Origin of the sequence: Actinomycetospora sp. (assembly GCF_036497585.1) — a bacterium.
GTDB lineage: Bacteria > Actinomycetota > Actinomycetes > Mycobacteriales > Pseudonocardiaceae > Actinomycetospora.
In genome coordinates, this window is record NZ_DASXJD010000109.1 from 1 (window position 1) to 21541 (window position 21541).

Consider the following 21541-nt stretch of genomic DNA (forward strand, 5'->3'; position numbering starts at 1 on the left):
GATGTTGCCGGCGATGGTCATGTGCGGGAACAGCCCGACCTGCTGGATGACGTAGCCGATGTCGCGGCGCAGCGTGGTCACGTCGACCGAGCGGATGCTCTGCCCGCCGATCGTGATGTCGCCGGACTCGAAGTCGATCAGGCGGTTGACCAGCTTCATCGCGGTCGTCTTCCCCCCGCCGGAGGGCCCGACCAGGCAGCAGGTCTCGCCCGCCGGGACGGTCAGGCACAGATCGTCCAGCGCGGGTGTCTCCTGCCCCGGATAACGCTTGGTCACATGGTCGAACACGATGTCGGCCGCGGGCCGCTCGGTGATGGTCTCGGTCATGGCTTCGCCTCTCCCGGGTGCTCGGGGTGGGGATCGTCGGGGTGGGCACGGCGGGGCGCCGGGACGCGAGCCCCGGTCGTCGGCGCGCGCCGGTGCGGTCGCCGCGGGACGGGGACGACGCCGTGCCCGAGCGCGGTGGAGAGCTCGTCCGCCGCGCGTTGCACGGCGGCCGAGACCACCGAGAGGGCGGGTGACAGGCGCGTGCCCGGGCCGCTCACCGAGACGGCGGCGACGATGCGGCGCGACGCGTCGCGGACCGGGGCTCCGAGCGCGACGACGTCCTGGCCCGACTCCTCCCGGGCCAGTGCCCAGCCGCGGCGCCGGTCCTCCTGCAGCCGCCCGAGCAGGTCCTCCAGGGATCGCGGCGCCGCGGGTCCGGCGCGGTCCAGTCCGGCGAACGTGAGGAGCCGGGTCACGGCCTCGTCGGTGTGGTCGAAGAGCAGCGCGCGCCCGGCCGCGGACGATCCCAGCGGGACGGTGCGGCCGACCCAGCCCAGCGAGCGCAGCTCGACGTCGAGAGCCGCAGTCGCCAGGGTGACCCCCACGGCGCCGCTGCGAATCGTGACCTCGACGCGTTCGCCGAGCCGACTCGACTCGCGCTCGACCAGCGCCTCCGCCTCGCTGCGCAACCGCTGGTCCACGGCGGGCGCGGCGAGCGCGAACAGGCGCGCGCCGAGCCGGTAGCGGGCCGACCGCGGATCCCGCTCGACGTACCCCGCGGTGGCGAGCGCACGCAGCATGCGCGAGACCTGCGACTTATCGCGGCCGAGCCGGCAGGCGAGCTCCACGACCCCCATGCCCCCCGCACCGGAAGGTTCCCCGAGGACCTCGAGGACGGTCAGGGCGCGCAGCCACGAGGCCGACCGCTCGTCGCCCTCGCCGGCCTCGGCCACCGCCGCTCCTCCGCTCGAGCCGGCCGCCCCGTGCGGCGGTTCCGGCGAATCCTGTTCGCGCTCCGTGAAGTCGTTGTCAAGGAGACAACACAAGATGACCTCGCGGGGCATCTCGTGAGCATTTCGTGACCTGGCCGGCGAATATTCGCTCTTTTCGTTCTTCTTGCACCTTGTGTCATTTTTGGAAGGTTTGACGCCTACCGCTCGGCGGGCGGTGCGGGCCGCTCGTCCCGGTTCAGCGGTTCTCCAGTTCGCACACAGCCGCCGCACAGGCGGCGGGAACAGCGTCGGGGGCGATGAACCCCGAATGCGCTGCGAACACCGTCGCCGATCTCCTCGCGCGGGGCGTGCCCGACGAGCCGGTGTTCCTCTCCGCGCGGTCGGCGCGCTGCCTGTCCCGAGCCGACCTGCGCGAGGCGGCGCAGGCGTGGCGGTCCGCCCTGGACCGGGCGGGCCTCCCCCCGGGTGGTCGGGTGGCGGTCGTCGTCGACGACCCGCTCACGCTCGCCGCCGTGCACCTGGCGGTGATGGCGGCCGGACGGTGCAGCGTCCCGCTCGACCCGGGGGCCCCGGGACCGGAGCTGGAGCGCGCCCTGCGCCGGACCGGCGTCGCCGTCCTCGTCGCCGACGACGAGGCCGCCGCCCGGCTGCCCGGCGTCCCCCGGGCCCGCCCCGACCGCCGCGGGCGCCCTGGCGTCGTCCCGACCGCATCCGGGCCACTCGTGCCCGGCGGTCCGCTCGCCGTCCCGAGCGGTGCGGGGACGCTGCTGTCGACCTCCGGCTCGACCGGCGAGCCCAAGGGCGTCCTGCTCGGCGAGGGCCGCCTGCTCCACGTGGCGCGGGCCGTCGCCGCGCACCTGGAGCTGACACCCGACGACCGGGGCCTGACCCCGCTGCCGCTCTTCCACGTCAACGCTCAGGTGGTGGGCCTGCTGGCGACGCTGCACGCCGGGTCCTCGCTCGTGCTCGACCGCCGCTTCCGCCGCACCGACTTCTGGGAACGCGCCCGCGCCCACGACGTCACCTGGCTCAACCTCGTCCCCGCGATCCTCACCGTGCTCGCCCGCGAGGAGGACCCGCCCGCCGTCCCGCCACGGCTGCGGCTGATCCGCTCGGCGTCGGCGCCGCTGCCGGTCGCGGTGCGCGACGCCGTCGAGGCCCGCACCGGGGTCGGAGTGCTCGAGAGCTACGGGATGACCGAGGCCGCCAGCCAGATCACCGCCGTCCCGCTCGGCGTGGCCTGCCCACCCGGCTCGGTCGGCCGGCCCGCCGGCGCCGAGGTGGCGGTGCGGGGTGCCGGCGGTACCGCGCTGGCACCCGGCACGCGCGGACGGGTCTGGATCCGCGGGGCGGGCGTGGTCGACGCCTACGAGGGGGGCCGCGCCCCGGAGCGCTTCGACGCCGGCTGGCTCGACACCGGCGACGTCGGCCACCTCGACGACGCCGGGTTCCTGCACCTCGCGGGCCGCGACGACGACGTCATCAACCGCGGCGGCGAGCTGCTGCACCCGCGCGAGGTCGAGGAGGTCCTGCTCGGCGACGAGCGGGTGGCCGAGGCGGTCGTCGTCGGACTCCCGCACGACGTCCTGGGCGCGGTGCCGGTGGCGTGCGTGCGCGCCGTCGGGTCCGAGGACCCTGACGACTTCGATGACCCGGGCCTCGCGAGGGACCTCGACGCCCGCTGCCGGGCGCAGCTCTCCCGCTGGAAGTGCCCGGTGCAGGTGCTCGTGCTCACCGACCTGCCGCGCGGCTCGACCGGGAAGGTCCGCCGCTCCGACGTGCGGGAGCTCGTGGCGACGACGCCGTGACACCCGTGGCGTTCCCCGTCTCCGAGGAGGACCCATGCTCACCGACTCGTCCCACTGCGCCGCCCTCGACCTGAGCGCCCGCGAGGACAAGCCCCGCTCCCGCGGGCGCACCATGGCCATCGACACCGGCACGCCGACCCGCTGGTTCGAGGACGTCGTCGAGAGCCACGGCGACCTCGTCGACGCCGTCAAGTTCGGCTGGGGCACCTGCCTGGTCACCCGGGACATCAAGACCAAGATCGACGTCTGTCGGGCCGCCGGGATCGAGGCCTACTTCGGCGGCACGCTGTTCGAGCGGTACGCCGCGGCCGGCGCGGTCACCGACTGGCAGGAGCTCTGTCGTGCCACCGGCTGCACCACCGTGGAGATCTCGAACGGCACCATTCCGATGACGAACGCCGAGAAGGCGGGCTGGGTGGCGCGGATGGCGCGGGAGTTCACCGTCATCAGCGAGGTCGGGTTCAAGGACGGCGGCCGTTCGATGGCGCTGAGCCCGGCCGACTGGGTCGCGGCGGTGTGGTCCGACCTGCAGGCCGGCGCCACGACGGTGACCCTCGAGGCCCGCGAGAGCGGCCGCAGCGGCTTCTGCACACCCGAGGGCGAGGCCCGCGAGGACGTCCTGGGCGCGCTCGACGTCTCGGGCCTCGACCACGACCGGTTGCTCTTCGAGGCCCCCACCCGCGACCTGCAGGTGCGCCTGCTGCGCCGCTACGGCGTCGGGGTGAACCTCGGCAACGTCGCGCTCGCCGACGTCGTCGGGCTGGAGACGCTGCGCCTGGGCCTGCGCGCCGACACCTTCGGCGGGGTGTGAGCACCGTGCGGAGCACCCACGACGCGTTCCACCTCGCGATCCCGGCCCGTGACCTCGACGAGGCGTACCGCTTCTACGTCGAGGGCCTCGGGTGCAAGCTCGCCCGCCGCTACGACGACCGCATCACGCTGGACTTCTTCGGCGACCAGGTGGTCTGTCACCTCTCCGACGCCTGGGACCGCGGCCTCGAGCTCTACCCCCGCCACTTCGGCGTCACGTTCCGCGAGCGCGAGGACTGGGAGCGGCTGCTCTCGCTGGTGCGCCGGCGCGACCTCGACGTGTTCGCCGAGCCCAAGACCCGCTTCGACGACCTGGTCGAGCGGCACAGCACCTTCGTGCTGCGCGACCCGTCGAACAACCTGCTGGAGTTCAAGCACTACGACGATCCGAGGATGATGTACTGAGGCCGGGTATCCCGGTGCCGTGAGCACCGATCCCGTCGAGGGCTACATCCCTGCCCACCTGCGAGAAGACCTGATCGAGGAGCCCCCGCCCTGGCCGGCCGACGAGATCGTGCCGGGCCTGTGGCAGTCGGGGCACCCCGAGCCGGGCGAGCACTGGGACGCCGTGTTCGACCTGTCCGGCCAGGAACCGCCGCTGGAGGACGTGGAGTTCTACGTCCACTGGCTGATCGAGGACGGCCCGGCCCCCGACCCGGACACCCTCGTCGCGCTGGCGGACGTGGTCCGCTCGATGCGGGCGGCCGGGAAGCGGGTGCTCGTGCACTGCGCGGCCGGGATCAACCGGTCCGGGCTGCTCGCGGCGGCGTCGCTGATCCGGGAGGGCCACGACGCCGACGAGGCGATCGAGACGGTGCGCCAGGCCCGGGCCGGGGCGCTGAACAACCCGGAGTTCGTGGAGGCGCTCCGCGCCATGTGAACGGGGCGACCCGGTTTCGAGCAAAGGGCACCTTCGTTCGATAGATCGGTCCGTGGGCGCCCTTCGCCGGAACCGCGCCGGTGGGCCGGGATCGAGCGAGGGGCACCTTCGGTCGACTAGATCGAGCGAAGGTGCCCTTCGGTCAGCCGCCGGCCGTCACCGCCAGGCGAGCGACGACGAGCCCCGCCGCTCCAGCACCGGGTTCGTACCGGCCCGGAGTCGCCGACATCGCCACCTGGTCGGTCACGCCCTGGTACTCGCCCAACGGCGTCGCAGCCGTGAACGTCTCCGGGTCGAGGTACTCGTGCTGGCCCGGCGTCCCCGCCCATCCCGCGGCATCGTCGTGCTTGGTGATCACCGCGGTGCCGCCGGCGGCGATCTCGGCGATCGGGTAGCCGAGGTCGTCGACCCGCGGCACCGTCGTGAACCCGGAGAAGTTCCCGCCTGTGGCCTGCGGACCGCACTCGATGACGTGGGCGGCCGCGACCGCGCCGGCGAGCCGGTCCCACGCCTCGTGCGAGGTGTCCTCCACCAACCAGCCGTGCCACCAGGCGGCGACCCCCGTCGTCATGCCCGGCATCCTGTCATCGGGACGGTGTTCCGATCAGGCGGGCACCGGCGCCTGCGCGGCCTCCTTGAGCAGCGGCTTCACCCGCTCGCCGAACTTGGTGACGCCGTCGACGAAGTCCGGCCACGTCAGCAGCGCGCCGTCGATGCCCGTGGTCACCGCGATCTCGTCGAGCTGCGCGGCGACCCGCTCGTAGGAGCCCTTCACCACCGGCAGCGACAGGAACGCCATGTTGCCCTCGGACGCGGGGCGCTCCAGCGAGGCCAGCAGCTGGGCGGAGGTGCCGTCGGGGTTGGTGTCCAGCGAGGCGCCGGTGGTCATGTAGCTGATCGCCTCGAGGTCGGCGGTCGCGACGATGTGGTCGCACAGCGCGTCGGCGGCCTCGTCGGTCTCCTCGGCGATGATGCAGTACAGCGCGAAGGTCCCGACGTCGCGGCCCTCGCCCGTCCCGAGGTCCTTCACCCCGCTCGCGATCGACCCGACCTTCGAGCGCTCGGCCATGATGAAGTTCCGGTCGCCGTACCGCGCCGTGAACGCCTGGCCCGCCGACGACTGGCCCGCGCACACCACCGTCGGCGAGTGCAGCGGCTTCGGGCGCATGTCGGCCTCGTCGAAGTCGAAGAACTCGCCGTGGAAGGTCGTCGGGCCCTCGCTCCACAGCGCGCGCAGCACCTGGACGTACTCGGCGGCGTACTCGTAGCGCCGGTTGAAGTACTCGTCGCCGGGCCAGAGGCCCATCTGCGTGTACTCCGGCTTGTTCCACCCGGTGACGATGTTGACCCCGCAGCGCCCGCCGGAGATCTCGTCGATCGTCGCCACCATGCGGGCGGCCATGATCGGGTGCGTCGCGAGCGTCGTCACCGAGGGGTAGAGCCCGATCCGCTCGGTCACCGCCGCGAGCCCGCCGAACAGCGTGAAAGACTCCAGGCACTCGCCCCAGAAGTCGCTCGGCCCGCCGGTGCCGCGGTGCTTCATCATCGAGAGCACGAAGTCCAGGCCCTGGCGCTCGGCCTCCTGGGTGATCGCGACGTTGTGGGCGAAGCTCGGCCGGTACTGCGGGCTGCCGGTCGACAGGATGTAGCCGTTGGTCGCGTTGGGGATGAACACGCCGTACTGCACGGGGAGCCTCCTCAGGCCTCGAGGACGGAGAACGTGGCTAGGGCGGTCAGAGCGTCGGACAGGTCGACCACGTCCGCGTACTTCGCGTCGAGGTCGGCGAGGTTCTGCCGGTGCAGGGCCGCGGTGCGGTCCCCGCAGGCCTCGTCGACGACGATCGGGCGGAAGCCTGCCGCGAGCGCGTCGGTGGCGGTGGCGCGCACGCAGCCCGACGTCGAGACCCCCGCGACGACGACGGTGTCCACACCGCGGCTGCGCAACGACGCCGCGAGCGAGGTGCCGGCGAACGCCGAGGCGTGCTGCTTTGCCAGCAGGGCGTCGTCGGCCGCGGCGGCGAGCGCGAGCTCGCCCCACCCGCCGTCGGCACCCTCGGCGAAGCAGGCGAGCGCCGGCACCTTGGTGGCGAAGAACGCGGCGTCGGCGAGGTCGGGCGCGTAGCGCACCACGGTCCAGACCACCGGCACCGCCCCGGGGCGGGCGGCGCCGACGAGCGCCGCGCACGCGCCGAGCACCCGGCCCGGCGTCTCGGGGTCCTCCCCGCCGAGGAAGAACGGACCGTCGGGCTCGGTGTAGGCGCGGACGAGGTCCACGACGACGACGGCGGGTCGCGTGCCCCAGCCGACGCGTCCGGCGAAGGAGGTGCCGTGCGGGTTCGTCATCGGCGCGCCCCGACCATGACCGCGCGGGCGTTGCCGATGTGGCTGCGCATCACCGCGGACGCCCAGTCCGCGTCGCCGGCCCGCAGCGCGGCGGTGATCTCGGCGTGGTGGGTCAGGCTGCGTGCGAGGGAGGCCTCGTCGTAGGTGTGGAAGGTGCGCAGCACGACGGGGGTGTGCACGACGTTGGCCAGCGCGGCGGACAGGGCCGGGGCGTCGGCGACGTCGAGCAGGCGGGCGTGGAAGTCGCGGTTGAGCGGGACGAGCGCGTCGAGGTCCTGGCCGGAGCCGGGCGCGCCGACGGCGAGCATCCGCTGGGCGAGGTCGTCGAGGGCGTCGAGGTCGGCGTCGGTGACCCGGGCGGCCGCCCGGCCCGTCGCCCGCGGCTCGAGCGCGAGGCGGACGTCGAAGATGCCGTCGAGGTCCTGCGCCGAGAACGAGACCACCCGTGCGCCGCGGTGGGGGTGGACCTCGACGAGTCCCTCGGCGGCGAGCCGGGAGAGGGCCTCGCGGACCGGGGTGCGGGAGACGCCGAGCCGCTCGGCGAGCTCCACCTCGCCGAGCCGGGCGCCCGCAGCGAGCTCACCGCGCAGGATCGCGTCCCGCAGCGCGACCTGGGCGCGCTCGGAGGCGCGGGACCCCCCGCCCGTCGTCGTCGTGGCCGTCATCGCACCTCCCGTCGAGTTGTGTGCAAAGTAGGGTGACCGAGGCCGGACAGCAAGGGATCGTTCGCACGTCATCGAGCTGTTACGCCGCGAACGACAGCTGCCTTGTACACAGTGAAGGGACCACGCGATGGCCGATCTCCTCAGCCGCCCGGGCGACCGACGGGCCCTTCTGCGGGCACTGCTCGAGGGGGAGCGGCCCGTCGTCGCCCCCGGCGCCTACGACGCGCTCTCCGCGCGGCTGGTGGAGCAGGCCGGCTTCGACGTCGTCTACATGACCGGGTTCGGCACCACCGCCTCGCTGCTCGGCCGGCCCGACGTCGGGCTGCTCGGGCAGGCGGAGATGGTCGACAACGCGCGTCGGATGGTCGGCGTGCTCGATGTGCCGCTGGTCGCGGACGCCGACACCGGCTACGGCAATCCGATCAACGTCATCCGCACGATCCGGGAGTACGAGCAGGCCGGCGTCGCGGGCCTGCACCTCGAGGACCAGGTGATGCCCAAGAAGTGCGGGCACCTCGCGGGCAAGGAGGTCGTGCCGCTCCCGGAGATGGTCGCGAAGATCCGCGCCGCGGTGGACGCCCGCACCGACCCCGACCTGGTGCTCATCGCGCGCACCGACGCCGCCCAGCAGTACGGCGTCGACGCCGCGATCGAGCGGGCCCGGGCGTTCGCGGACGCGGGCGCGGACCTGCTCTTCGTGGAGGCGCCCACCTCCGACGAGGCGCTCGAGCAGGTGGCCGGCGCCCTGTCGGGGCACCGGTTGGTGTTCAACGGCGCCGAGGGCGGACGGACCCCGCTGCCGCCCCTGCAGAAGCTGCGCGAGCTCGGGTTCGCCCTCGTGCTCTACCCGGTCTCGACGCTGCTCGCCGCGGCCTCCGGGGTGCGGGCGATGCTCGGGCGCCTGAACGAGGAGGGGTCGCCGACGAAGGCCCTGGGCGACCTCGGCGCCGCGCCCGGCGGGATCGGCGGGCTGGACGCGTTCACCGAGGTCGTGGGGATCGAGGAGGTCCGGGCGTTGGAGGAGCGCTACCGCATGTGAACGGATTGGGTCGTCCAGGCGACCACATCCGTTCACATGCGTCAGCTCCGCCGACCCCGCAGCAGCGCAACCCCGAGCAGCAGGAGCGCGAGGACCGCCAGCGCCAGCGCGATGATGCCGATCACCAGGGCCGGGGTCGACGACGAGCCGGAGTCGGCCGGGGCCGCCGCCCCGGTGTCCGAGCCGGCCGGGCCGATCGTGAGCGTCGGGGACGGGTGCTCCGGCTCCGGAGCACCGGGCGCCGCCGCCTGGTTCCACGCGACCACCGAGCCGTCGCTGTAGGTCTGGTTCGCAGGGAAGGCGAGTGACGGTGCGTTCGGCAGCGGGCCGACCAGCAGCGAGAACTCGTCGAACTGCTGGGGCGCGATCGCCGTCGCCGGGCTCTGGGCGGTGAAGACGACGTCGCTGACGACCTCGCTGACCGGGCCGTCATCGGTCTGGAGCGGCTGCGCGAGCGCCTTCTTGTGGATCTCCGTGGTCCAGCCCGGGTGCGGCTGGACCGAGACCGACGCGAGCGGCTGGTCGGCGGGCAGGAACACCTGCACCGCCGTGGTGGAGGCGTTGTCCTTCTCGGTCGGCACCCGGAACGCGAGCTGGGCGTAGGACCCGGGCGAGGCGGCGCCGGTCGCGGCGACCGTGACGTGCGCGGAGGCGGGGAGCGCGCCGAGGGCGAGCAGGGCGGCACCGACGGCGAGCAGCACGCCGAGGCGTGCCGGCAGGCAGCGGGATCGGGAGGTCACGGGTCAGGACTCCTTCGGTGGTCGGGACGACGGGTCAGCGGACGGGGACCACGACCCGGAAGAGGGTGGGTGGGGCGGCGGGGCTCGCGACGGTGACGTCGAGGGCCCACTCCCCCGGCACCGGGAACGACAGCCGCGCGCTCGCCCCGCCGTCGGCGCCCGGCCCGGCGGTCACCGGCAGCGGCCCGATGCCCTGCGCGGGCAGCGTGAGGGAGGCCTCGACGACGGCGACCGGGACCGCCCGGCCCGCGGCGTCGGTCCCGGAGAGCTGCACCGCGGTGTCGCCGGTGTGGGCGGCGTCGACCCGGGCGGTGAGCGCGAGGGCACCCGCGTGCTCGGTGGTGGTGAACGTCGGGGCGTAGGTCTCGGTGGCGCGCGGGGAGCCGACGAGGACGGCGGTCACGGCGAGCACGACGACGGCGATCGCCGCCTCCGCGAGCAGGCCGCGGCGCAGGGCGGACGTCGACGGGAGGTCGAGGCCGGGCGGTGGCGCCGACGACGGTTCCGACGACGGGGCTTTCCTGGCGTCCAGTGCCAGCGATTCAGGGGAGCACGTCGATGGGGCTTCGCCGGCACCCGCCGTCGGGCCCAGGGAGAGCGCGAACCGGGGCCGGGCCGGGGCCGGCGTCGTCGTCGCCCGGGCGACGACGAGGCGCCGCGCGACCAGCCGGCGCGCGCGGTCCCCGAGCACGAGCAGCACGACGACGCAGCCCACCTTGGCCGTCAGCAGCCGGCCGTACGCCGTCGTGACGAGGGCGCCGACCGCGCCGACGTCGCGCCAGGTCTGGTACAGCCCCGTCGCCACGATCAGCGCGACCGCGACCTGCGTCCCCTGCGAGAACCGCGGGAGCACCGCCGCGACGGGCGTCGGGGACGCCGACAGGGCCGCCAGCAGCACCACCAGGCCGCCGATCCACACCGACATCGCGACCAGGTGCGTCAGGTCGGCGGCCAGCCCGAGCACGACCGGTGGGTCCACGCCCGCGTGCCCCGACGCGGAGAACGTGGCCGCGGCGGCGAGCGCCAGCACCGCCGTGACGACCCCGCGCTCCCCGGGCGTCGGGGCCGCGCCCACCGGCGCCACGAGCCGCCGCCCGACCAGCCCGACGAGGGCCACCAGCACCACCCGCGCGGCGAGGAAGAGCCCCGCGGGCGAGCCGAGGGTGGTCGCGAGCAGCGTGGGGTCGAGGGTCGAGCCGAGCCCGGCCCCGGCCGCGTCGGGCCCCTGCAGGAGCAGCGCGAGCACGCTGCCGACCAGCAGCGCCCCCCAGCCGGTCACGACCGCACGACGGGCGCGGCGCAGCGTCGCCGGCTCCGCCCCCGCCCTGCGCAGCCCGATCAGCACGACGGCGCCGCCGAGCAGGGCGAGCCCCGCGTACTCGACGAACCGGGCGAGGGCGAGCGCTGTGGTGACGGTGCCGTCCCCGGCGTCGGAGGGCGGGGGCGGCGGCGCGGCGGGGCCGGGATGGCCGACGGAGAACCGGAAGCCGCCCGCGACGGGGTGCGAGTCGGCCGACACCACCCGCCAGGTGACGGTGTAGGTGCCTGGGGCCAGGTCCGGGGTGAGCGCGACGCCGGCGGAGGTCGGGTCGCCGTCGGGGTGCGAGGCGGTCCCGGTGTCGACCTCGTGCAGCGCGCCGTCGTAGACCCGGACCGCGCCGGGCACCAGCGTCACGGCCTCGCTGAAGCCGACCGTGACCGCCGCGGGTGCCTGGGCGACGACGCTGTCGGCACCCGGCGCCGTCCGCTCGAGCATCGCGTGGGCGGAGGCCGGGACGGCCGTGCCCAGCGCCAGCAGCGCGCCGAGCAGCACCACGGCCACCGCCGCCAGGCTCCGCCGCGTCACCTCGCCCAGCGCTCGCACACGTGTCCGGTCGCTGCGCGGCCCTGTCCGGTTCCCGGCGATTTCGGCGTTCCCGCTCCCGCCTTCGGCGACGGCGACCGTTCAGCCGGGGGCGAGCAGGTCGCGCATCCGGTCGACCTCGGCCTGCTGGGAGACCAGCAGCGTGCGGGAGAACTCCGCGAGCACCGAGGTCGAGGCCGCTCCCCCGGTCGCGGCGAGGTGCCGGCGGGCCATCGCGATCGCCCCCTCGTGATGGGAGGTCATGGTCTGCAGCCAGAGCAGGTCGAACGCGGGACCGGACAGGGCGCCCATCCGGTCGAGCGTGGCGGGGTCGGCCATCCCGTCCATCGCCGGCGTCGTCGACGCCGTGGCCGGGGGCACCGTGCAGCCGCAGGAACCCCTCCAGCTGTCCGACCTCCTCCACCTGGGCGCGGTCGATGCGGAACGCCAGGTCGGCGACGTCGGGCGAGGACGACCGCCCGGGCACGAGCGCGGCCAGGGCGAGTCCCTGCTCGTGGTGCCCGGCCATCGCCCTCGCGTAGTCGGTGTCGACGGCGGCGACGTCGGGCGTCGGGGCCGGAGCGGGGGCGACCGGGGCATCGGCGCAGCCGCCGACGAGCAGCGCGACGAGGAGCAGGCCGATCACCGCGACGGCGCAGTGGATCAACCCGTGATCCACTCTCGCGACGATTGGTTGCGCCGTACGGAATCGTTCATCGGACGATCCTGGTCAGGGACGCTCACGTGGTGTACTCACCGTGACATGACCTCCTCGACCGTCGACCAGCCGGACATCGCCCGCCGGTGGGGCTGGATCCTCGCCGACGGGATCCTCGCCGTGATCGTCGGGCTCTTCGCCCTCATCTTCCCCGGCGTCACCGTCCTCCTGCTGGCCCTGTTCCTCGGGTTCGGCCTGCTCATCTCCGGGATCATCGAGATCACGGCGGCGCTGCGGGTGCAGCACGGCGCCCCGGGCCGGTGGTGGGTGATCATCTTCGGGGTGATCACCGTGCTGGCGGGCATCTTCGTGATCTTCCGTCCGGGCGCCGGCGTCGCGATCCTCGTCGTCGGGCTGCTGCTGTGGTTCCTGTTCGCCGGGATCAACGACCTCTTCGTCGCGGCGCGTACCGCCGAGCACCGGGGCTGGAACATCGCGATGGGCGTCCTCGCGCTGCTCGCGTTCGTGATCCTCCTGTTCAACCTCGCGGCGGCGATCGGGACCATCGCGCTGCTCGCCGGGCTCGGGTTCCTGCTGCGTGGCGGATCGGAGATCGGGCTCGCGCTGAGCCTCCGTCGCTCGCGGTGACCACTCGTTCGGGGTCGTTCACGATCCGACCCCGGACTGCTTACGGTCCTCGCGCCACCCCGACGAGGAGGACGCCATGGACCACGCCACGGACGGACTGCAGCACGTCGCCACCTTCTGCGGACAGTGCAGCTGCGGCTGCCCCGAGCTCTACCTCGACCCCGCCGCGCCGGAGGAGCGCCGCGTGGTGATCACCGACGACTTCGGCCAACGGATCCAGATGAGCCTGGGCCAGCTCGCCGACCTCGTCGCCGACGCCCGCAACGGCGTGCTCGACGCGGTCATAGGTGCCTGAGGCCCGTGAGCACTTTCCGGGGTCATAGCCCCGGAAAGTGCTCACGAGCGCGCAGCGCACCTAACCCCGCAGCTCCCGGCGCAGCAGCTTCCCGGTCACCGTCTTCGGCAGCTCCTCGCGCAGCTCGATCTGCCGCGGGTACTTGTAGGCCGACATCCGCTCCTTGCAGAACGCGATGAGCTCCTCGGGCTCCACCGACTCCCCGGGCCGCAGCGAGACGAACGCCTTCACCGTCTCGCCCCGGTACTCGTCCGGGACCCCGACGACGGCGGCCTCGCGCACCGCCGGGTGCTCGTAGAGCACGTCCTCGACCTCGCGCGGCCACACCTTGTAGCCGCCCGCATTGATCTGGTCCTTCTTGCGGTCGACGACGTAGAACCAGCCCTCGGCGTCCATGTACCCGACGTCGCCGGTCTTGAGCTCGACGACGCCGCCCGGCCCGCGCAGCGCCTTCTCGGTCTCCTCGGGCTTGCCCCAGTACGCCGGCACCACCTGCGGCCCCCGGGTGGTGATCTCCCCGACCTCGCCGACGTCGGCCTCGGTCCCGTCGTCGCGCACGATCCGCACGACGGTGTCGAACACCGGCACCCCGACCGACAGCGCGCCGGAGGCCTCGTCCACCGGCGCCGTCGCCCCGAGCGGGACGCCGTGCGACGGCGAGTTGGTCTCGGTGAGCCCGTAGAAGTTGTGGATGTAGTGCCCGAACTGGTCCTGGAAGGCCTTCACCGTCGACGGTGGGATCGGCGCCCCGCCGGAGTACACCTTGACCATCGAGGACAGCGCGTCGGCGTCGGCGTTCGGCGCGTTCATCATCGCGATGAACACCGTGATCGAGCCGATGGAGAACGTCGGGCGGTGCTCCCGGATCGCGTCGACGACGACGCCGGGCTCGAACCGGTACGCGAGCACCAGCGGGCACGGCAGCAGCAGCGCGATGGCCAGGTGCCCGACGACGCCGGTGATGTGGAACAGCGGCGCCACCCCGAACACCGAGTCGTCGCGGCCCAGCTGGATCCAGTCCCGGTAGGTCTGGGCGTTGAAGACGATGTTGCGGTGCGTGTTCATCGCACCCTTGGGCGGCCCGGTGGTGCCCGAGGTGTACCCGAGGAACGCGACGTCGTCGCCGGCCAGCTCGACCGGCTCCGGACGGCGCCCGCGGGTCGCCTCGAGCACCGTCGTGAGGTCCTCGGCGCCGGCGCACGCGGTGCGCTCCATGCCGCCGAAGAGGCGCTCGTCCTGGCGGGTCTGGAACTCCAGCGGCGAGGTCGTGAACGCGATCCGGACGCCGGTGTTCGGGACGACCTCGCTCGCGATCGACCAGAGGTCCTCCTGCGAGACGATCGCGGTCGCCTCGCAGTCGGTGAGGATCGTGGTGAGCTCGCGCTGCCGGGACATCGGGTTGACCGAGACGACGATGCCGCCGGCCTTCCAGGTCCCGACGACGACGACGAGGACCTGCGGGATGTTCTGCAGGTAGGTCGCGAGCCGGTCGCCCGGGGCGAAGCCGCGCTCGACGAGCGCCACGGCGAAGGCGTCGGAGAGCTCGTCGAGCTCGCGCATCGTCATCGTGCCGTCGAAGTACCGGACGATCTCGCAGTCCGGGTCGCGCTCCACCGCGGCGCGCACCATGTCCAGCGCGCTCGCGTACTCGACGGTGACCTCGCCGTGGTTGTAGTCGTCGCGGTAGCGGGCCAGCCAGGGCTTGGACTCGTAGACGGACCGGGTCGTCGTCATCGCCTGTTCCTTCATCGGATGGCCACCGGGTTGACGGGGGCGCCGGTCGCCTCGTGGATCTTGAGCGGCGCCGCGGTGTAGAGGAAGTCCCAGCGGCCGTCGGCGGCGCAGGCGTCCGCGAGGTCGTCGAGCCAGATGATCTCGGCCATGCTCAGCCCGAGGTTGCGCAGCAGCGCGGCGTGCAGCGGCAGCGCGACGCCCGATTCCGGGTCGTAGGTCACCTCGTTGGCGATCGTGTCGGTGACCAGGTTGGGGATCTCCTTGCGCTGGAACCACTCCACGAGCTCACGGGAGTAGGTCAGCCCGGGCTCGATGAAGCCCTCGTAGAACTCCTCGTTCGACACCGCGTAGAAGTACTTCAGCCACCCGGTGCGGATGAGCAGCACGTCCCGCTCGGAGATGGCGACGCCCTGCGCGGCGGCGGCCTCCTCGAGGTCGTGGTGGGTGAACGTCTCGCCCTTGTCCAGCCACTCCTTGCCCCGGTGGCGGGCCATGTCGATGAGCACCCCGTGGCCGACGACGCCGTGCTCGGCGATCGGCATGATCGACGCCCAGCTCATCCCGCCGCCATTGGTGGACGCGGCGTCGACGTCGTTCCAGATGCGGTCGTCGTACCAGGCGTGGCCCAGCGCGTCGTACTGCGACGATCCCTGCAGGAACATCGTCGCCTTGTCGTCGGAGGCCCGCAGCCCGCCCGGGAAGGAGGGTCCGACCCCGCCCGGGGCGAACGCGTCCTGGTCCCAGATCATCTCCCGCTCGATGCCCGCCCGGCCGGGGAAGACCGGGTCCCCGTGGGGCAGCCCCATCGGGCACTGCAGCGTGAAGACCTGCCCGGCCTTGACGCTCGACACCCCCCGCAGGACCTGGGTGGCGTCGAGGTAGTTGAGGCAACCGATCTGGTCGTCGGTTCCCCATTTGCCCCAGTTCTTGGGGGTGTCGTCCCCCAGTAGCTCCGCCATGCTCGGGGCGTCGGCCATGGTGCTCCTCTTCGTCGAGTCGGGTGACCTGGCTCTCACCCTCTCCGGACTCGACGGGTGGCAGCAACCCCTCAGCGGCGCTCCCGCAGCGTTGCCAGGAGCGGGATGGCAGCGATCTTCGCCTCGGTCAGCTCGTCCCAGACGACGTGCGCAGGGTGCGGCGGCGCGCGACGGCAGGTGATCGTGCGCTCGGCGGTGACGATCAGGTCGAGGTGCACGTCGTGGTCGACGGTGGGGATCTCGCCGTCGTCGACGATCTGGTCCTCGTGCACCGTCGTCACCACCGGGGTGTCCTCGGCGACGAGCCCGGCCTCGAACGCGACGGCGAACTCGAGGTCGGAGAACCCACCGCCCTTGCCGAGGCGGGAACCGTCGGGGCTGACGGCCACGCACCCGGCGACGACGAGGTCGACCGGCTCCAGGTCGCCGACGGCGACGGTGCGCCCGGCCGCCGAGGCGCCCTTGATCGACGACGCCTGGCGCGGGGTCCGGTCGCCGAGGTCGTCGGGGTCGAGCAGGAAGAACGGGTCGTCCCCGGCGAGGCGCGGGACGGCCATGTAGACGGTCTTGCCGTCCTCCAGCGCCCGTTGGCGTACCGGCCACTGAGCGGAGTCCGGGTTGCACTTGAGGGTGCGGGCGTTTCGCCAGAGGTCGGTGTCGCGCAGCCGCTCGGCCGCTCTCTCGGCGCCGGTGACGTTGGGGATGCGGTTGCGCGCGCCGGGGAAGCGGGCGTGGCCGCGCTCGGAGAGCGTCGCCCAGATCCGCTCGCGCAGCTCCTGCTTGGCGGCGAGGAGGTCCGGCGGGCCGCCGGCGTCGGCGTCGTGTCTGGCGATGGTGGCCTCCTCCAGGTGCGCTCCGCGCTCGTGAGCACTATTCCGTGTCATGGGGCGGATCAGTGCTCACGAGCGCGAAGCGCACCTACCGACGGGTAGCCAGAAGTGGTGGGATCGCGGCATGGCGCCCACCCACGTCGTGACCAATCAGGTGCCCGAGCTCGTCGACCACGACCTCGCCGCCGACCCGCCGCTGCTCGAGGCCCTCGAGCGCGAGGGCGCAGGCTGGTCGGTCGACGCGCTGCACGACATCGGGCGGCGCGCGGGGTCGGCGCAGGTCCGCGACTGGGCCGACGCCGCCCACCGCAACGAGCCCCGGCTGCGGGCGTTCGACCGCGTCGGCAACCGGGTCGACGAGGTCGACTACGACCCGGGCTACCACGCGCTGCTCGACGAGGCGGTATCCCGCGGGTTCGCCGGGGCCGTGTGGGCCGGCCCGGCCGGGTTCGGCGACACCCCGCAGACCGGCCAGCACGTGGCGCGCGCCGCCGGGTTCCTCGTCTGGTCGCAGGCCGAGGCCGGGCACGGCTGCCCGGTCTCGATGAGCCACGCCGTCCTGCCCGCGCTCGCCCACTCCCCCGAGTTGCTCGCCCGCTTCGGCCCCGGCCTCGTCTCGACGGTGTACGAGCCGGGCCTCGCCGAGCCGACGACGAAGGCCGGCCTGCTCGCCGGCATGGGCATGACCGAGAAGCAGGGCGGCTCCGACGTCCGGGCCAACGCCACCACCGCGACGCCCAACGCCGACGGCAGCCACACCCTCACCGGGCACAAGTGGTTCACGAGCGCGCCGATGTGCGACCTGTTCCTGGTGCTCGCGCAGACGGCCTCCGGGGTCACCTGCTTCCTCGTGCCACGGATCCTCCCCGACGGCACCCGCAACCCCTTCCTCGTCCAGCGGCTCAAGGACAAGCTCGGGAACCGGTCGAACGCGTCGTCGGAGCCGGAGTTCGACGGCACGATCGGCTTCCTCGTCGGCGACGAGGGCCGCGGGGTGCGGACGATCATCGAGATGGTCGCCTGCACCCGCCTGGACAACGCCCTGGGCTCCGCCGCGGGGATGCGTGACGCGCTCCGGCGGGCGGCCTGGCACGCGACCCACCGGCACGCGTTCGGGTCGGCCCTCGTCGACAAGCCGCTGATGCGCGCGGTGCTCGCCGACCTCACCGTCGAGTCCGAGGCGGCGGTGACCCTCGCGATGCGCCTCGCGGGCGCCCAGGACCGTTCGGCGTCGGACGAGCACGAGGCCGCGTTCCGGCGCATCGGGGTCACCCTCGGCAAGTACTGGATCTGCAAGCGGCAGACGGCCGTGGTCGGCGAGGCGCTGGAGTGCCTCGGCGGCAACGGGTTCGTCGAGGAGTCCGGCATGCCGCGACTGTTCCGGGAGTCGCCGCTGAACTCGATCTGGGAGGGCTCGGGCAACGTCAACGCCCTGGACCTGCTGCGGGTCCTCGGCCGGGAGCCCGCCGCCGTCGAGGCCTACCGCGCGGAGGTCGGGGCCGCCTTCGGCGCCGACCACCGTCTCGATGCCGCCTGGAAGTCGATCCTCGACGAGTTGCGCGAGCCCACCGAGGAGCGCGCCCGCTGGCTGGCCGAACGGATGGCGGTCGTGCTGCAGGGCTCGCTGCTGGTGCGCCACGCCCCGACGGCGGTGGCGGACGCGTTCGTCGCCTCGCGGGTGGCCGGCGAGCACGGCGAGGCGCTGGGGACGCTGCCGCGCGGGGTCGACGTCGACGGGATACTCGACCGGCTACCGCTCGACCCCGTCGAGTGGTCCCGCAGTGCTTCGTACCCCGGGTCCCGGCAGCGCTGACGGACCACTCGCCCGGGGCGAGGGACCGACCCGTTCCCCGGACGGCCCGCGCTCACTAGCGTCCGGACCACCATGAACGACCTCCTGCCCGGCGTCACCGCCGCCACCGTCGACGCGCGCATCCGCATCCACCACCTCGAGTCGGGACCCCCCGACGGCGAGCCGGTCGTCCTCGTCCACGGCAACCTGTCCACCGGCCGCTTCTTCGAGCACCTCATGAGCCCGGCGAGCGAGCGCTTCCGGTTCCTCGCGCCCGACATGCGCGGGTTCGGCCGCACCGAGCCCGCCCCGATCGATGCGACCCGGGGCCTCGCCGACTGGGCCGACGACCTCGTCTCCTACCTGCGGATCCTCGGCGTCGAGCGCCCGCACCTCGTCGGGTGGTCGACGGCGGGCGCCGCGATCGCGCTCGTCGCGCGCGAGGTCCCCGTCGCGAGCCTGACCTTCCTCGACCCGGTCTCCCCATTCGGCTACGGCGGGACGTTCCCCGACGGCAGGCCCTGCTCCGACGACCACGCGGGCACCGGCGCCGGGGTCGCGAACCCCCGGTTCGTCGAGCTCCTGCGCGCGGGCGATCGCGGCACCGAGGAGCCCGTGAGCCCCCGCAACGTCATGAACGGCACCTACTGGGCACCCGAGTTCCGGCTCCCGGCGGAGCGCGAGGAGCTGCTGCTCGACGAGATCCTGCTCTCGAACATCGGCGACGACGGCTACCCGGGCGACGCCACCACCTCGCAGCACTGGCCGGGCTCCGCGCCGGGCACCCGGGGCCTGCTCAACGCGCTCTCCCCGAAGTACTGCTCGTGGGCCTGGCTCCCGGAGATCGACCCGAAGCCGCCGGTGCTGTGGACCCACGGTGGGAAGGACCTCGTCGTCGCCGACGGTTCGTTCCTCGAGCTCGGCACGCTCGGGCAGGCGGGTGTGGTGCCGAACTGGCCGGGTGCCGAGGTGTTCCCGCCGCAGCAGATGGTCGCCCAGATCCGCACGGTCCTCGGCCGCTACGAGCAGGCCGGCGGCCGGGTGCGCACCGAGGTGTTCGCCGACTCCGGGCACGGGCCGCACGTCGACGACGCCGCACGGTGGCTCGCCGTCGCCTCGGAGTTCTGGGCGTTCGGCTGACGCCGTGTGCGTGCGTTTCCGTGCTAGGACACGACGGAGACACAGCACGCCGCTAGGGCACGCACAAGGCCGTCAGGCCCAACGCGCGCCCAGGTAGCCGCCCACCATCGCGGTGAGCTCGTCGAGGATCGCCTCGCGCCCCACTCCCGGCTGCTCGAGCACCCACGAGATCGTCACGTGCTCGACGGTGCGCACCAGCATCCACGCGACGGCGTCCACCGGCACGTCCCCGGCGTCCGGATGCTCGGCGAGCAGCGCCCCGGCGACGAGCGCGTCGATGCGGCGAGCGAACCCGGCCCGGCGGCGCCCGACGGTGCGGGGCTGGTCCTGGGAGAGCACCCGGACCAGCTCCGCCTCGTCGGACAGCGCGTCGAGGAGGGCCTCCAGGTGGTGGCGCACGGCGTCGTCGCCGGCGCGCAGGCTCCCCAGGAACGCGCGCGTGATGCGAGCTTCCAGGTCGTCCATCGCCCGCTCGACGACCCGCTCGAGGATCGCCTCCTTGTCCGGGAAGTACTGGTAGAGCGAGCCCGGGCCGACCCCCGCCGCGGCCGCGATGCGGTTCGTGCTCGCGCCCTCGAAACCCCGTTCGAGCAGCACGGATCGCCCGGCGTCGAGGATCCGTTCGACGGTGGCGCGCGAGCGGTCCTGGATCGGGCGACGCCGCATCGCGCGGGGCCCGTCGACGGCCACGGCTACACCTCCTCGGGCGGTCCGGAAACGCGAGTTGAACACGACTCAGGACTCGTGTCAGCGTTCTCGTCATGGTGGCAGAGACCCCGCCGGTGGCGCCCCCCGAGTTCCCGTCACGCTTCCGCAGCGCGCCGGAACGGAACGCGGCCATCGCCCGCCCCCTCGCGTACCTGGGCCGCGTCCGCCACCGCGACGAGGCCCTCGTCGACGAGATCGGGCGGCGCATGCTCGCCCGCGACGAGGTCGGCGCCGAGCTCGCCACCGCGATGCGCCGCGACGCGAGCCCGCGGGTGACCACGACGGCATTGCAGCGGGCGATCGCCGACGGCGCCCGCGACGACGACCCACCCGCCCTGCGCCGGTTCGTCGCCGCCCTCGAGCGCGAGCCCGACTGGCTCGACCGCGACGTGCTCGAACGCGGCGCCCGCGCCTACCGCCGCCTGGGCCGCAGCCGCGACGACGTGCTGCTCGCACTCTCGCTCATCGGCGGCTACCGCTACGTCGGCCCGGCCGACCTCCTCGTCGCCACCGGTGGCCTCACCGGCACCACCGCGATGCGCCGGCTCGGCGAGACGACCGCGTGGGGCTACGCGGTGTCCCGGCCCGGCGGGATGGCCCGCGACGGCGAGGGGTTCCGCGTCACCGCCCACGTGCGCGCCATGCACGCGCTGGTCAACGACCGCTTCGAGCGCCGTGAGGACTGGGACGCGACGGCGCTCGGCCTGCCGGTCAACCGCAGCGACCTGGCAGGCACGCTCGCGCTGTTCAGCGCCACCGCGATGCTCGGCGTGCGCGTGCTCGGGCGCCGGGTCCCGCGCCAGGACGGCCGCGCGATCATGCACCTCTGGCGCTACATCGGGTTCCTCATGGGCGTCGACGAGGACTGGCTCTTCGCCGACGAGCGCGCCCAGCACGCCTTCGACCACCACCTGCTGCTCGCCCAGGGCGGCCCCACCCCCGCGGGCGCCGCCCTGACGACGGCGCTGGTGGAGGGCACCCGCCGCAGCCACGCCGAGCACGGTCACCCACGCCGCGGGCGCTGGGCCCGCCGGCGGCTGCTCTCCCACCTGCGGCTCTTCCTCGGCGCGCAGGGCTGCCGCGACCTCGGCCAGCCGGTGCTCCCGCCCTGGACCGTGCTGCCGGAGATGGCCCGCAACCTCGCCGAGTCGTGGGTGATCGGCGCGGTCGCGCCGGGGCGGCGCTGGCTGGAACGGCGCAGCGACGCCGGCGTCGAGGCCGACCTCGAGCGCCTGCTCGGCGAGCGGCCCCGCCGCCCGGCGGACCTGCCCGTCTGATTCCCTATGGGGGATCGGGTGTCAAGCGGTCTTGCGCTTGATCTTGGTGTGGTCGCAGGATCGTGGTTGGGGAAGGTCGCCTCGTTTGTCGGCGCCGCGAGCGTCTGACCGTTCATGTCCCGCGAGGACTTGCT

The 21541-nt window shown here is 73.7% G+C and carries 22 protein-coding genes and 1 pseudogene; 10 read left to right on the forward strand and 13 right to left on the reverse strand.

From position 1 onward, the window contains the following. On the reverse strand, positions 1-327 hold a 327-nt coding region (locus VGH76_RS10400), incomplete at its 3' end, for an ATP-binding cassette domain-containing protein (protein ID WP_331556599.1). Beyond that, the gene (locus VGH76_RS10405; protein ID WP_331556600.1) at positions 324-1220 is read right to left on the reverse strand and encodes an IclR family transcriptional regulator; all 897 of its coding nucleotides are present in this window, start codon (positions 1218-1220) and stop codon (positions 324-326) included. The genes VGH76_RS10400 and VGH76_RS10405, both read right to left, overlap by 4 nt. Before the next feature lie 296 nt (positions 1221-1516). Here VGH76_RS10405 and VGH76_RS10410 point away from each other — a divergent pair, with 296 nt between their 5' ends. The 4 genes from VGH76_RS10410 to VGH76_RS10425 are packed head-to-tail and all read left to right on the forward strand — an operon-like array spanning position 1517 to position 4718. Further along, complete coding sequence (locus tag VGH76_RS10410) at positions 1517-3028, forward strand: class I adenylate-forming enzyme family protein (protein ID WP_331556601.1); 1512 nt, start codon at positions 1517-1519, stop codon at positions 3026-3028. 34 nt (positions 3029-3062) lie between these two features. Next, positions 3063-3839: a phosphosulfolactate synthase gene (locus VGH76_RS10415; protein WP_331556602.1), complete on the forward strand. Its 777-nt coding sequence runs from the start codon at positions 3063-3065 to the stop codon at positions 3837-3839. After that, on the forward strand, positions 3836-4243 hold the full coding sequence (locus tag VGH76_RS10420) for a VOC family protein (RefSeq protein WP_331556603.1): 408 nt from the start codon (positions 3836-3838) through the stop codon (positions 4241-4243). The genes VGH76_RS10415 and VGH76_RS10420 overlap by 4 nt, the downstream gene beginning before the upstream one ends. A gap of 19 nt (positions 4244-4262) precedes the next feature. Beyond that, complete coding sequence (locus VGH76_RS10425; protein WP_331556605.1) at positions 4263-4718, forward strand: protein-tyrosine phosphatase family protein; 456 nt, start codon at positions 4263-4265, stop codon at positions 4716-4718. Between the two features lie 142 nt (positions 4719-4860). Here VGH76_RS10425 and VGH76_RS27965 read toward each other — a convergent pair whose 3' ends face one another. The 4 genes from VGH76_RS27965 to VGH76_RS10445 are packed head-to-tail and all read right to left on the reverse strand — an operon-like array spanning position 4861 to position 7726. Continuing rightward, entirely contained in the window at positions 4861-5289 is a 429-nt protein-coding gene (locus VGH76_RS27965; protein WP_414637705.1) for an acyclic terpene utilization AtuA family protein, read from the reverse strand. Between the two features lie 33 nt (positions 5290-5322). Then, on the reverse strand, positions 5323-6405 hold the full coding sequence (locus VGH76_RS10435) for an LLM class flavin-dependent oxidoreductase (RefSeq protein WP_331556606.1): 1083 nt from the start codon (positions 6403-6405) through the stop codon (positions 5323-5325). A gap of 11 nt (positions 6406-6416) precedes the next feature. Then, positions 6417-7061, reverse strand: a complete 645-nt coding sequence (locus VGH76_RS10440; RefSeq protein ID WP_331556607.1) for an isochorismatase family protein — start codon at positions 7059-7061, stop codon at positions 6417-6419. Then, positions 7058-7726: a GntR family transcriptional regulator gene (locus tag VGH76_RS10445; protein ID WP_331556608.1), complete on the reverse strand. Its 669-nt coding sequence runs from the start codon at positions 7724-7726 to the stop codon at positions 7058-7060. The genes VGH76_RS10440 and VGH76_RS10445 overlap by 4 nt, the downstream gene beginning before the upstream one ends. A gap of 127 nt (positions 7727-7853) precedes the next feature. Here VGH76_RS10445 and VGH76_RS10450 point away from each other — a divergent pair, with 127 nt between their 5' ends. Further along, complete coding sequence (locus VGH76_RS10450) at positions 7854-8765, forward strand: isocitrate lyase/PEP mutase family protein (protein WP_331556609.1); 912 nt, start codon at positions 7854-7856, stop codon at positions 8763-8765. 41 nt (positions 8766-8806) lie between these two features. On the opposite strand, the gene VGH76_RS10455 is transcribed toward VGH76_RS10450, so the two are convergent. From VGH76_RS10455 to VGH76_RS27970, 3 genes and pseudogenes are all read right to left on the reverse strand, one after another. Then, the gene (locus VGH76_RS10455; RefSeq protein ID WP_331556610.1) at positions 8807-9505 is read right to left on the reverse strand and encodes a YcnI family protein; all 699 of its coding nucleotides are present in this window, start codon (positions 9503-9505) and stop codon (positions 8807-8809) included. A 34-nt stretch (positions 9506-9539) separates the two neighbouring features. Beyond that, positions 9540-11327 carry a copper resistance protein CopC gene (locus VGH76_RS10460; protein ID WP_331556611.1) on the reverse strand — a complete coding sequence of 596 codons (1788 nt, stop codon included), beginning with the start codon at positions 11325-11327 and terminating at the stop codon, positions 9540-9542. 123 nt (positions 11328-11450) lie between these two features. Next, positions 11451-11877 (reverse strand): annotated as a pseudogene (locus VGH76_RS27970) (DUF305 domain-containing protein). Between the two features lie 234 nt (positions 11878-12111). On the opposite strand from VGH76_RS27970, the gene VGH76_RS10470 reads away from it, so the two are divergent. Further along, positions 12112-12654, forward strand: coding sequence for an HdeD family acid-resistance protein (locus tag VGH76_RS10470; protein WP_331556613.1), 543 nt, complete (start codon positions 12112-12114; stop codon positions 12652-12654). A gap of 76 nt (positions 12655-12730) precedes the next feature. Further along, a complete protein-coding gene (locus VGH76_RS10475) occupies positions 12731-12949 on the forward strand; it encodes a hypothetical protein (protein ID WP_331556614.1) in 219 nt (72 codons plus the stop codon). Positions 12950-13009: 60 nt separating this feature from the next. On the opposite strand, the gene VGH76_RS10480 is transcribed toward VGH76_RS10475, so the two are convergent. The 3 genes from VGH76_RS10480 to VGH76_RS10490 form a co-directional block, all read right to left on the reverse strand. Then, a complete protein-coding gene (locus VGH76_RS10480; protein ID WP_331556616.1) occupies positions 13010-14683 on the reverse strand; it encodes a class I adenylate-forming enzyme family protein in 1674 nt (557 codons plus the stop codon). A gap of 11 nt (positions 14684-14694) precedes the next feature. Continuing rightward, positions 14695-15660: a cyclase family protein gene (locus tag VGH76_RS10485; RefSeq protein WP_331556617.1), complete on the reverse strand. Its 966-nt coding sequence runs from the start codon at positions 15658-15660 to the stop codon at positions 14695-14697. A gap of 71 nt (positions 15661-15731) precedes the next feature. Beyond that, positions 15732-16544, reverse strand: coding sequence for a 5-formyltetrahydrofolate cyclo-ligase (locus tag VGH76_RS10490; RefSeq protein ID WP_331556619.1), 813 nt, complete (start codon positions 16542-16544; stop codon positions 15732-15734). 70 nt (positions 16545-16614) lie between these two features. On the opposite strand from VGH76_RS10490, the gene VGH76_RS10495 reads away from it, so the two are divergent. Continuing rightward, a complete protein-coding gene (locus VGH76_RS10495) occupies positions 16615-18303 on the forward strand; it encodes an acyl-CoA dehydrogenase family protein (protein WP_331556620.1) in 1689 nt (562 codons plus the stop codon). A gap of 72 nt (positions 18304-18375) precedes the next feature. Next, positions 18376-19422, forward strand: a complete 1047-nt coding sequence (locus VGH76_RS10500; RefSeq protein WP_331556621.1) for an alpha/beta hydrolase — start codon at positions 18376-18378, stop codon at positions 19420-19422. 72 nt (positions 19423-19494) lie between these two features. On the opposite strand, the gene VGH76_RS10505 is transcribed toward VGH76_RS10500, so the two are convergent. Further along, positions 19495-20112 carry a TetR/AcrR family transcriptional regulator gene (locus VGH76_RS10505; protein WP_331556622.1) on the reverse strand — a complete coding sequence of 206 codons (618 nt, stop codon included), beginning with the start codon at positions 20110-20112 and terminating at the stop codon, positions 19495-19497. Positions 20113-20183: 71 nt separating this feature from the next. Between VGH76_RS10505 and VGH76_RS10510 the strand changes: the two genes are divergently transcribed. Beyond that, positions 20184-21407, forward strand: a complete 1224-nt coding sequence (locus VGH76_RS10510) for an oxygenase MpaB family protein (protein WP_331556623.1) — start codon at positions 20184-20186, stop codon at positions 21405-21407. The last annotated feature ends 134 nt before the right edge of the window (positions 21408-21541 follow it).

What these genes read in the sequence shown, in the direction of transcription:
- VGH76_RS10450 (WP_331556609.1), top strand. Translation starts at nt 7,854, where the DNA reads ATGGCCGATCTCCTCAGCCGCCCGGGCGACCGACGGGCCCTTCTGCGG.
- VGH76_RS10490 (WP_331556619.1), bottom strand. Translation starts at nt 16,544, where the DNA reads ATGACACGGAATAGTGCTCACGAGCGCGGAGCGCACCTGGAGGAGGCC.
- VGH76_RS27965 (WP_414637705.1), bottom strand. Translation starts at nt 5,289, where the DNA reads ATGACGACGGGGGTCGCCGCCTGGTGGCACGGCTGGTTGGTGGAGGAC.
- VGH76_RS10485 (WP_331556617.1), bottom strand. Translation starts at nt 15,660, where the DNA reads ATGGCCGACGCCCCGAGCATGGCGGAGCTACTGGGGGACGACACCCCC.
- VGH76_RS10475 (WP_331556614.1), top strand. Translation starts at nt 12,731, where the DNA reads ATGGACCACGCCACGGACGGACTGCAGCACGTCGCCACCTTCTGCGGA.
- VGH76_RS10415 (WP_331556602.1), top strand. Translation starts at nt 3,063, where the DNA reads ATGCTCACCGACTCGTCCCACTGCGCCGCCCTCGACCTGAGCGCCCGC.
- VGH76_RS10440 (WP_331556607.1), bottom strand. Translation starts at nt 7,061, where the DNA reads ATGACGAACCCGCACGGCACCTCCTTCGCCGGACGCGTCGGCTGGGGC.
- VGH76_RS10470 (WP_331556613.1), top strand. Translation starts at nt 12,112, where the DNA reads ATGACCTCCTCGACCGTCGACCAGCCGGACATCGCCCGCCGGTGGGGC.
- VGH76_RS10510 (WP_331556623.1), top strand. Translation starts at nt 20,184, where the DNA reads ATGGTGGCAGAGACCCCGCCGGTGGCGCCCCCCGAGTTCCCGTCACGC.
- VGH76_RS10495 (WP_331556620.1), top strand. Translation starts at nt 16,615, where the DNA reads ATGGCGCCCACCCACGTCGTGACCAATCAGGTGCCCGAGCTCGTCGAC.
- VGH76_RS10480 (WP_331556616.1), bottom strand. Translation starts at nt 14,683, where the DNA reads ATGACGACGACCCGGTCCGTCTACGAGTCCAAGCCCTGGCTGGCCCGC.
- VGH76_RS10410 (WP_331556601.1), top strand. Translation starts at nt 1,517, where the DNA reads ATGAACCCCGAATGCGCTGCGAACACCGTCGCCGATCTCCTCGCGCGG.
- VGH76_RS10445 (WP_331556608.1), bottom strand. Translation starts at nt 7,726, where the DNA reads ATGACGGCCACGACGACGACGGGCGGGGGGTCCCGCGCCTCCGAGCGC.
- VGH76_RS10500 (WP_331556621.1), top strand. Translation starts at nt 18,376, where the DNA reads ATGAACGACCTCCTGCCCGGCGTCACCGCCGCCACCGTCGACGCGCGC.